Here is a 10,540-nt window from a genome sequence, read left to right on the forward strand (position 1 = left end):
CCGAGCCCGCGCCGCCCGCGGCGATCCCGCACCAGCCGGCCGGGCCCGCCGAACCGGAGGCGCCCCGCTGGGAGGACAGGATCGAACCGCCGGCCGACGGCGCCGAACTGGAGCGGGTCCTGTCCGAGACGGCCGCGCGGCGCGCAGACGGCCACAACCCGCCGGTGGCGCCCCCGCCGTCCGACGACCCCGACCCCGAGCGCCGCGGCCACATCACCAAGGCCCACCAGGCGACCCCGGCCAAAGGCGTCGACGGCGTCGGCCGGCTCAACCCGCGCTACAACTTCGACACGTTCGTCATCGGCTCCTCCAACCGGTTCGCGCACGCGGCCGCGTTCGCCGTCGCCGAGGCGCCCGCGAAGGCGTACAACCCGCTGTTCATCTACGGCGGGTCCGGACTCGGCAAGACGCACCTGCTCCACGCCGTCGGCCACTACGCGCACGACCTGGGCACGGCCCAGTCGGTGCGGTACGTGACCACCGAGGAGTTCACGAACGACTTCATCAACTCGCTCTCGGACCGGCGCCAGCAGGCGTTCCAGCGCCGCTACCGGGACGTCGACATCCTCCTCATCGACGACATCCAGTTCCTCATGGACCGCGAGCGCACGCAGGAGGAGTTCTTCCACACCTTCAACGCGCTCCACAACGCGAACAAGCAGCTGGTGATCTCCTCGGACCGGTCGCCGAAGCAGCTCCAGACCCTGGAGGACCGGCTGCGGACCCGCTTCGAGTGGGGCCTGCTCGCGGACATCCAGCCGCCGGACCTGGAGACGCGCATCGCGATCCTGCGCAAGAAGGCCGTGCAGGACGAGCTGAACGTCCCCACCGACGCGGTCGAGTTCATCGCCACGCAGATCCACCACTCCATCCGCGAGCTCGAAGGCGCGCTCATCCGGGTGACGGCGTACGCGAGCCTGAACAAGAAGCCCGTGGACCTGGGCCTGGCCGAAGAGGTGCTGCACGACTTCATCCCCGAGGGCGGCAACACGACCGAGGTCACGGTGGACCAGATCATGCAGGCGACCTCCGACTACTTCGGCGTGGCCTCGGCCGACCTGAAGGGGAACTCGCGGTCGCGGATCCTCGTGAACGCCCGGCAGGTCGCCATGTACCTGTGCCGGGAGCTGACGGACATGTCGCTGCCGCGGATCGGGCAGGCGTTCGGCGGCCGCGACCACACCACGGTCATGCATGCGAACAAGAAGATCCGGAAGCAGATGGCCGAGCGCCGGGCGCTCTACAACCAGATCGCGGAATTGACGAACCGTTTGAAACACAGCGACGAATGAGCGGGCCTGTGGACAAGGTTGTGGAAAAGCTGTGGAAAAGCCCCGGAATCTGTGGAAAGCCTGTGGACAGAGTGTGGAAAACAGGCGGGAGTGCGACTCTGATTCGCGTTGAGGCTGTGGAGAAGCCTGTGCATAACCTGTGGAAAAGCTGTGGACAGACCTGTGGATGAGATGTGGAAAACTCGGCGGGTGTCGGAGGCTGTGGATAAGCTCCTGATTCATCCACAGGTTCTCCACAGGCCGTCCACAGGCCGGTAGCCGGGACTAGCTGCGGAAAGGCGGGTTTTCCACAGTTTCCACAGCACCGACTACTACGACGACAGTTATATCTATAGAGAAACCATTAGTAATAGCGCTGTGAACAACCGAGCTTCATCCAGAAGGAGCGACCCATGAAGTTCCAAGTCGAACGAGACACCTTCGCCGATGCGGTGTCCTGGACCGCGAAGAGCCTCCCGGCCCGCCCGTCGGTGCCCGTCCTCGCGGGCGCGCGCCTGTCGGTCGACGAGGGCACACTGACGATCTCCGGTTTCGACTACGAGATCTCCACCCGGGTCACCGTCGAGGTCACCGGCGAATCGGCCGGGACCGCGCTGGTCTCGGGCAAGCTCCTCGCCGAGATCGTCAAGGCCCTCCCGAACAAGCCCGTCGACTTCGTCGTCGACGGCCCCCACGCCGAACTCACCTGCGGGTCGGCGCGCTTCACCCTCCCGACCATGCCCCTGGAGGACTACCCGTCGCTGCCGCAGATGCCGGAGGCGATCGGCACCATCGACGCCGACGAGTTCGCGAAAGCCGTCGCCCAGACCGCCGTCGCCGCCGGCAAGGACGAGACCCTGCCGACGATGACCGGCGTCCAGATCGAGCTCTCCGGCGGCGGCATCGGAATGCTCGCGACCGACCGGTACCGCATGGCGATCCGCGACTCCTCCTGGGAGCCCGGATCCTCCGACGTGGCCGTGACGATCCTGGTGCCCGCCAAGGCCCTCGCCGACACCGCCCGCACCTTCGGCTCGCTCTCGGGCCCGGTGACCATCGCGGTCCCCACCGGCACCGACGGCGCGCCCGGCATGATCGGCTTCATCGCGGGCGGCCGCCAGACGACCTCCCGCGTCCTCGACGGGCAGCTGCCGCCGCTGCGCAGCCTCCTGGCGACCACGTACGCGACCACGCTGAAGGTCAAGACCTCCGACCTCATCGAGGTGGCCCGCCGCGTCGCGCTCGTCGGCGACCGCAACTCGCCGATCCGCCTCTCCTTCGACGAGGACGGCCTCGTCGTCGAGGCCGGCGGCGCCGAGGACGCCAAGGCGTCGGAGGCGATGGACTGCGCGCTCGAAGGCGAGCCCGGCAAGATCGCGTTCAACCCGACGTACCTCCTCGACGGCCTCTCCGCCGTCGACGCGCCCTACACCGCGTTCAAGATGAACGAGCTCGGGAAGCCGGTCGTGATGACCGGGCAGCCCGCGCCCGAAGATGAGGATTCCGACACAAACCACGACGTGTACCTGTACATGCTGCAACCATTGCGTTGGGACGCCTGACCGCACAACGACGTGAACGACCCTGGCGCGAACACCGCGGAACGCTTTCGTGTGAAAGGGGGCGCGACATGCAACTCGGCATGATCGGGCTCGGCAAGATGGGCGGCAACATGAAGTTGCGGCTCGAAAAGGCTGGACACCAGGTCGTCGGCTACGACCGCAACCCGGACGTCGCCGACGTCGGCTCGCTCGCGGACCTCGTCGGGGCGCTCGACGCCCCGCGCGCCGTGTGGGTCATGGTCCCCGCGGGCGAGGCCACCCGCTCCACCGTCGCCGAACTGGCCGGACTCCTGTCCGAGGGCGACATCGTCGTCGACGGCGGCAACTCCCGCTTCACCGACGACGCCGTCAACGCCGAAGCGCTGGCGCAGCACGGCATCGGCTACATCGACGCGGGCGTCTCCGGCGGCGTGTGGGGCCTGACCGAGGGCTACGCGCTCATGGTCGGCGGCGCCGCCGCCGACGTCGAGCGGCTCAAGCCCATCTTCGACGCGCTCAAGCCCGAAGGCGAGTTCGGCTTCGTCCACGCCGGCGGCGTCGGCGCGGGCCACTACGCGAAGATGGTCCACAACGGCATCGAGTACGCCATGATGCAGGCCTACGCGGAGGGCTACGAGCTCCTCGAAGCCTCCGAGTACGTCGACAACGTGCCCGAGATCTTCAAGTCCTGGCGCGAGGGCACCGTCATCCGCTCCTGGCTCCTCGACCTCATGGACCGGGCGCTGTCGGCGGACCCGGACCTGGCGAAGGTCAAAGGCTACGTCGAGGACTCCGGCGAAGGCCGCTGGACCGTGGACGAGGGCATCCGCCTGCGCGTCCCGCTCCCGGCGATCACCGAGTCCCTGTTCGCCCGCTTCACCTCCCGCCAGGAGGACTCCCCGGCGATGAAGGCCGTGGCGGCGCTCCGCAATCAGTTCGGCGGACACGCCGTCAAGTCCGAATAAGCGAGGCGGCAAGATAGAGGCGTGCGTGTAAGACAGCTGCAACTCACCGACTTCAGGTCCTACGCGCACGCCCAAGTCATGTTCGACGAGGGGCCCTCGATCCTGGTGGGCCCCAACGGACACGGCAAGACCAACCTGGTCGAGTCCCTGGTCTACCTGGCGAACCTCCGCTCCCACCGCGTCTCCTCCGACGCCCCCCTGGTCCGCCAGGGCTGCGAGCAGGCCGTCGTCCGCGCCGAGATCCTGAACGACTCCCGGCGCCTCCTCGCCGAACTGGCGATCGTCCCCGGCAAGTCCAACAAGGCCCGCCTCAACCGCACCGACCTCAAACGCCCCCGCGAGATCATCGGCGCCCTCAAGGCCGTCGCCTTCGCCCCCGAAGACCTCGCACTCGTGCGCGGCGAACCCTCCGCACGGCGCCGCTACCTCGACGAACTCCTGTGCTCCCGCTACCCGCGCTTCGCCGGCGTCCGCGCCGACTACGAACGGGTCCTCAAGCAGCGCAACACCCTCCTGCGCACCGCGTACCTCGCGAAGAAGACCGGCGGCCGCGGCCCCGGCGGCGCCGAGATGGCCACCCTCGACGCCTGGGACGCGCACCTCGCCGCCCACGGCGCCGAACTCATGGCCGGGCGCCTCGCCCTCCTCGACGACCTCGCCGAACCCGTCGCCAAAGCCCACTCCCGCATCGCCGACGGCCGCGCCGAAGTCACCCTCACCTACGAGTCCGAACTCGGCGACGGCCTCACCGCCGACCGCGACGTCCTCGGCGCCCGCATCGCCGCCGCCCTCGCCGCCGCCCGCACCAAGGAGGTCGAACGCGGCTCGACCCTCGTCGGCCCCCACCGCGACGACCTCGACCTCGTCCTCGGGAACCTGCCCGTCAAGGGCTACGCCTCCCACGGCGAGACCTGGTCGGTCGCCCTCGCGCTCCGCCTCGGCGCCTTCGAACTCCTGCGCGCCGACGGCACCGCCCCGATCCTCATCCTCGACGACGTGTTCGCCGAGCTCGACGCCGTGCGGCGCGAGCGCCTCGCCGAATACGCCGAGGCCGCCCCGCAGACGCTCATCACCTGCGCGGTCGCCGGGGACGTGCCCGACCGGCTCACCGGCGCCCGCTACGACGTGTGGGAAGGCGAGGTCAAACGTGTCCTCTAACAGCTTCGACTACCGGCCGCGACCGCGGCGCCGCGGCAAGTCCGACGACCCGCGCTTCCGCAAGGAGTGGTCCGGCCCCGGCCCCGACAAGCGCGACCCCGAGACCCTCGGCGCCCTCCTGCCCCAGATCGTCCGCAAGAACGGCTGGACCCGCAAAGTGGCCGACGCCTCCGTGTTCGGCCGCTGGGAGTCCATCGTCGGCGCCGACATCGCCGGCCACTGCCGGCCCGAGCAGCTGGAGAACGGCGAGCTCCTCGTCGTCGCCGAGTCCACCGCCTGGGCCACCCAGCTGCGCCTGTTCTCCCGCCAGATCCACGGCAAGATCGCCGCGGCCCTGGGCCCGAGCGTGGTCAAGCGCCTCAAGATCGTCGGCCCCAAGCAGCCGACTCGCTCGTTCGGCCCGCGGCGCGTGCGGTTCAATGGCTCTCGTGACACGTTCTGAAGCCGGACACCCCTAGGTCCGTAGGGGGGTTCATGTCCGCGGCTCCCAGTGCGACTGCGGCGACAACGAGGCGCACAGACACCGGATGGCGCGCCGGGCCGCAGTAGACTTGACCGATGCGGACCGGCCGGCGCTCCCAGCGTCCGGCCGTCTCCATGGCTGACCCGCCGCGGCGGGGCCCGCGCCCGCGCATCCGGACCAGACAATCCGGCAGGGCCGAGGCCAGACGGCTGAAAAGTGTCACAACCATGGACTAGCTTTCTCACTACGACCAGTGATCGACAGAAGGAGTTGCCGGTGGCGGCGAAGCAGCAGGACGAGTACAGCGCCAGTTCGCTTCAGGTGCTCGAAGGCCTGGAGGCCGTCCGCAAGCGCCCGGGCATGTACATCGGCTCGACCGGCGAGCGCGGCCTGCACCACCTCATCTGGGAAGTCGTCGACAACTCCGTCGACGAGGCGCTGGCGGGATTCTGCACCGACATCGTCGTCACCCTCACCGACGACGGCGGCGTCAGCGTCGAGGACAACGGCCGCGGCTTCCCCGTCGACATCCACCCCAAGCTCGGCAAGCCCGGCGTCGAGGTGGCCCTGACCGTCCTCCACGCGGGCGGCAAGTTCGACTCGCAGACGTACGCCGTCTCCGGCGGCCTGCACGGCGTCGGCGTCTCCGTCGTCAACGCCCTGTCCACCGCGGTCGCGATCGAGATCCGCCGCGACGGCAACGTGTACCGCCAGGACTACAAGCACGCCCAGCCCGGGCCGCTGGAGAAGGGCGAGGCCGCCGACACCACCGGCACGATCCTCACCTTCTGGCCCGACCCCGACATCTTCGAGACCCTCGAATTCGACTACAAGACCGTCTACCGGCGCCTCCAGGAGATGGCCTTCCTCAACGGCGGCCTGTCGATCACCCTGCGCGACGAGCGCCCCGACCACCGCGACGAAGAGGGGAACGTCCGGCAGGTCGTCTTCAAGTACGACGAGGGCATCGCCGACTTCGTGCGCCACCTCAACGCCGCGAAGTCCCCGGTCCACCAGAACGTGGTCGCGTTCCACGCCGAGGAGACCGAGCAGACCCTTGAGATCGCCATGCAGTGGAACGAGTCCTACGGCGAGTCGGTGTACACGTTCGCCAACGGCATCAACACCCACGACGGCGGCACCCACGAAGAGGGCTTCCGGTCGGCGCTGACGAACACGATCAACAAGTACGGGCTCGAGAAGAAGATCATCAAGTCCGAGAAGGACCGCCTCTCGGGCGAGGACATCCGCGAGGGCCTGGCCGCGATCATCTCCGTCAAGCTGCGCGAGCCGCAGTTCGAGGGCCAGACCAAGGCGAAGCTCGGCAACACCGAGGTCAAGAGCTTCGTGCAGAAGGTCTGCAACGAGCACCTCCCCGACTGGCTCGACCGCCACCCCAAGGAAGCCCGGATCATCATCCAGAAGGCCTCCAGCGCGGCGAACGCCCGCAAGGCGGCCCAGCAGGCCCGCAAGCTCGCGCGCCGCAAGAGCCTCCTGGAATCCTCCTCGATGCCCGGCAAGCTCGCCGACTGCCAGTCGACCAGCCCGGAGGAGTGCGAGATCTTCGTCGTCGAGGGCGACTCGGCCGGCGGCTCCGCCAAGCAGGGCCGCAACCCGCGCACGCAGGCGATCATGCCCATCCGCGGCAAGATCCTCAACGTGGAGAAGGCCCGCCTCGACAAGATCCTCAAGAACAACGAGGTCCAGGGCATGATCACCGCCCTGGGCACCGGCATCCACGAGGAGTTCGACGCCGAGAAGCTCCGCTACCACAAGGTCATCCTGATGTCGGACGCCGACGTCGACGGCCACCACATCAACACGCTGCTGCTGACGCTCCTGTTCCGGTTCATGCGCCCGCTCATCGAGCTCGGCCACGTGTACATGAGCCAGCCGCCGCTGTACAAGATCAAGTGGAACAAGAAGGGCGACCTGGTCGACTACGCGTACTCCGACGCCGAGCGCGACCGGATCATCGAGGCCGGCCTGGCCTCCGGCAAGGCCGACCCGCGCCGCTCCGACGGCGTCCAGCGCTACAAGGGCCTCGGTGAGATGAACTACACCGAGCTGTGGGAGACGACCATGGACCCCTCGCAGCGCAACCTCCTCCAGGTTCAGCTCGACGACGCGGCAACCGCCGACGAGCTCTTCAGCGTCCTGATGGGTGAGGACGTTGAGAGCCGACGCCGCTTCATCCAGGAGAACGCCAAGGACGTCCGCTTCTTGGATATTTAAGGGCGCAGCCTGGACATCTAGGGCGAGCGAAGCTCGCACGACTTCGTCTGACACAGCAAGGAAGCACTGGTGCCTGAGAACAACCAAGACCAGCTGGAGATCCCCGAGGGCCACGGCCGCATCGAACCGGTCGGCATCGAAGTGGAGATGTCGCGCTCCTACCTCGACTACGCGATGAGCGTCATCGTCGGGCGCGCGCTGCCCGACGTGCGCGACGGGCTCAAGCCGGTCCACCGCAAGATCCTCTACGCGATGTACGACGGCGGCTACCGCCCCGACCGCGGCTACGTCAAGTGCTCGCGCGTCATCGGCGACGTGATGGGCCAGTTCCACCCGCACGGCGACGGCGCGATCTACGACTCGCTGGTCCGCATGGCCCAGCCGTGGAGCCTGCGCTACCCGCTCATCGACGGCCAGGGCAACTTCGGGTCCCCCGGCAACGACCCGGCCGCCGCGCACCGCTACACCGAGTCGCGCCTCGAACCGCTCGCGATGGAGATGCTGCGCGACATCGACGAGGAGTCGGTCGACTTCGAGCCGAACTACGACGGCAAGACCACCGAGCCGACGATCCTCCCCAGCCGCATCCCGAACCTCCTGGTGAACGGCTCCGAGGGCATCGCGGTCGGCATGGCCACGAAGATCCCGCCGCACAACCTCCGCGAGGTCGCCAAGGCCGTCGACTGGTGCCTGGAGCACCCCGAGTCGACCGAGGAGGAGGCCCTGGAGGCGATCCTCGGGATCATCACCGGCCCCGACTTCCCGACCGGCGCCACGATCCTCGGCCGCGCCGCCATCGAGGACGCCTACCGGACCGGCCGCGGCTCCATCAAGATGCGCGCCGTCATCGAGGTCGAAGAGGACACCAAGGGCCGGCCCTGCCTCGTCGTCACCGAGCTGCCGTACCAGGTCAACCCCGACAACCTGGCCGAGCGCATCGCCGACCTCGTCAAGGAGGGCAAGCTCGGCGGCATCGCCGACATCCGCGACGAGTCCTCCGGCCGCACCGGCATGCGGATCGTCGTCGTCCTCAAGCGCGACGCGGTCCCGAAGGTCGTGCTCAACAACCTGTACAAGCACACGCAGCTCCAGGACACGTTCGGCGCGAACATGCTCGCGCTGGTCGACGGGGTCCCGCGGACGCTGAACATCGCGCAGATGGTCCGCTACTACGTGGCGCACCAGATCGACGTGATCGTCCGCCGCACCCAGTACCGGATGCGCAAGGCCGAGGAGCGCGCCCACATCCTGCGCGGCCTCGCCAAGGCCCTCGACCTGCTCGACGAGACGATCGCGCTCATCCGCCGCTCGCCGTCGGCCGAGGAGTCGAAGCAGGGCCTGATGAGCCTGCTGGAGGTCGACGAGGTCCAGGCCGTCGCGATTCTCGACATGCAGCTGCGCCGCCTCGCCGCCCTGGAGCGGCAGCGGATCGTCGACGAGCTCGCCGAGATCGAGACGAAGATCGCCGACTTCGCCGACATCCTCGCCAAGCCCGAGCGGGTGCGCCAGATCATCCGCGAGGAGCTCGGCGCGGTCGTGGCCCGCTGGGGCGACGAGCGCCGCACGCAGATCCTCCCCGACGCCGGCGAGGTGTCCATGGAGGACCTCATCGCCCGCGAGGACATCGTGGTGACGATCACCCGCGGCGGCTACGTCAAGCGCACCACCACGGACTCGTTCCGCTCGCAGAAGCGCGGCGGGAAGGGCGTCCAGGGCGCGCAGCTCAAGCAGGACGACATCGTCAGCCACTTCTTCGTGTGCACCACGCACGACTGGATCCTGTTCTTCACGAACAAGGGCCGCGTGTACCGCGCGAAGGCGTACGAGCTGCCGGAGGCGAGCCGCACGGCCCGCGGCCAGCATGTGGCGAACATCCTGGCGTTTGGCCCTGACGAGACGATCGCCCAGGTCATCCAGATGGCCCACTACGAGGTCACGCCGTACCTGGTCCTCGCGACCCGCAACGGCCTGGTCAAGAAGTCGAAGCTCACCGACTTCGACTCCCCGCGCACCGGCGGCCTCATCGGCATCAACCTGCGCGACGGCGACGAGCTGGTCGGCGCGGCGCTCATCGAGCCCGAGGACGACCTGCTGCTGGTGTCGCGCAAGGCCCAGTCGATCCGGTTCCAGGCCACCGACGACGCGCTGCGTCCGATGGGCCGGGCGACCAGCGGCGTGATCGGGATGCGCTTCGTCGGGGACGACGAATTGCTCACCATGATCGTGCTCCGCGATAATATGGACATCCTCGTGGCCACCAGCCGCGGCTACGCGAAGCGGACTCCCGTCGACGCGTATCCGCAGCAGGGCCGCGGCGGCAAGGGCGTCCTGACGGCTAAGATCACGGAACGGCGCGGCGACCTGGTTGGGGCGCTGTCGGTGACGCCCGACGACGAGTTGTTCGCGATCACCTCGGAGGGAGGGGTCATCAGGACTCCTGTGAAGCCGGTCCGGCAGACGTCGGACCGCAACACCCAGGGCGTCAAACTGATCGACCTGCCCGAGGAAGTGTCGCTGCTCGCCATCACGAAGAGCGCCGAGGAACCCGATGAGGGGCAGGACGAGTAGATGACCGACGCGAAGGCCACCGCAGCGGAGACCGAGCGCGAGGACGACGTTCCGGAGCTGCCCTCCGAACCGTCCGAGGCGACGCCCTCCGAGAGCGCGTCGAAGTCCGACGCCTCGCCGGAAACGGCCCCTGCGCCCGCGCAGGACCAGACGCTGACGCTGCGGCGCCCTCCGGGCATGACGCCGCCCCCGGTCACGCCGGAGGCGATCCCGATCCCGCAGTCGACGGGGCCGACCGGGAACACCGCGGCCCAGCAGGCCGCCGGAGTCGCCTCGTCGGCGCGCGTCGCCGACGCGGTCCGCGCCGCCCGCGCGGCCGTCAGCCAGGCCGCGGCGCGG

7 protein-coding genes and 1 pseudogene are annotated in these 10,540 nt (G+C 68.8%); all 8 read left to right on the forward strand.

The features are described from left to right. The coding region (gene dnaA / locus DI269_RS16025) for a chromosomal replication initiator protein DnaA (RefSeq protein WP_198667474.1) at positions 1-1,292 on the forward strand (1,292 nt) is incomplete at its 5' end. A 392-nt stretch (positions 1,293-1,684) separates the two neighbouring features. Next, on the forward strand, positions 1,685-2,833 hold the full coding sequence (gene dnaN, locus DI269_RS16030; protein WP_112137557.1) for a DNA polymerase III subunit beta: 1,149 nt from the start codon (positions 1,685-1,687) through the stop codon (positions 2,831-2,833). Further along, positions 2,821-3,777 (forward strand): phosphogluconate dehydrogenase (NAD(+)-dependent, decarboxylating), encoded by a 957-nt coding sequence (gene gnd, locus DI269_RS16035; RefSeq protein WP_232822772.1) that lies wholly within the window; start codon positions 2,821-2,823, stop codon positions 3,775-3,777. The genes dnaN and gnd overlap by 13 nt, the downstream gene beginning before the upstream one ends. A gap of 78 nt (positions 3,778-3,855) precedes the next feature. Next, the gene (recF, locus tag DI269_RS16040) at positions 3,856-4,935 is read left to right on the forward strand and encodes a DNA replication/repair protein RecF (RefSeq protein WP_408612303.1); all 1,080 of its coding nucleotides are present in this window, start codon (positions 3,856-3,858) and stop codon (positions 4,933-4,935) included. Next, positions 4,925-5,377, forward strand: coding sequence for a DciA family protein (locus DI269_RS16045; protein WP_112137563.1), 453 nt, complete (start codon positions 4,925-4,927; stop codon positions 5,375-5,377). Before recF ends, DI269_RS16045 begins: the two co-directional genes overlap by 11 nt. Before the next feature lie 297 nt (positions 5,378-5,674). Then, positions 5,675-7,633 carry a DNA topoisomerase (ATP-hydrolyzing) subunit B gene (gene gyrB, locus DI269_RS16050; protein ID WP_112137566.1) on the forward strand — a complete coding sequence of 653 codons (1,959 nt, stop codon included), beginning with the start codon at positions 5,675-5,677 and terminating at the stop codon, positions 7,631-7,633. A gap of 69 nt (positions 7,634-7,702) precedes the next feature. Beyond that, on the forward strand, positions 7,703-10,201 hold the full coding sequence (gene gyrA, locus DI269_RS16055) for a DNA gyrase subunit A (protein ID WP_112137569.1): 2,499 nt from the start codon (positions 7,703-7,705) through the stop codon (positions 10,199-10,201). After that, positions 10,202-10,540: pseudogene (locus DI269_RS16060) on the forward strand (hypothetical protein); the annotation flags it as partial.

The organism is Glycomyces dulcitolivorans, from assembly GCF_003265355.1.
Lineage (GTDB): Bacteria > Actinomycetota > Actinomycetes > Mycobacteriales > Micromonosporaceae > Glycomyces > Glycomyces dulcitolivorans.

What these genes read in the sequence shown, in the direction of transcription:
- recF (WP_408612303.1), top strand. Translation starts at nt 3,856, where the DNA reads ATGTTCGACGAGGGGCCCTCGATCCTGGTGGGCCCCAACGGACACGGC.
- dnaN (WP_112137557.1), top strand. Translation starts at nt 1,685, where the DNA reads ATGAAGTTCCAAGTCGAACGAGACACCTTCGCCGATGCGGTGTCCTGG.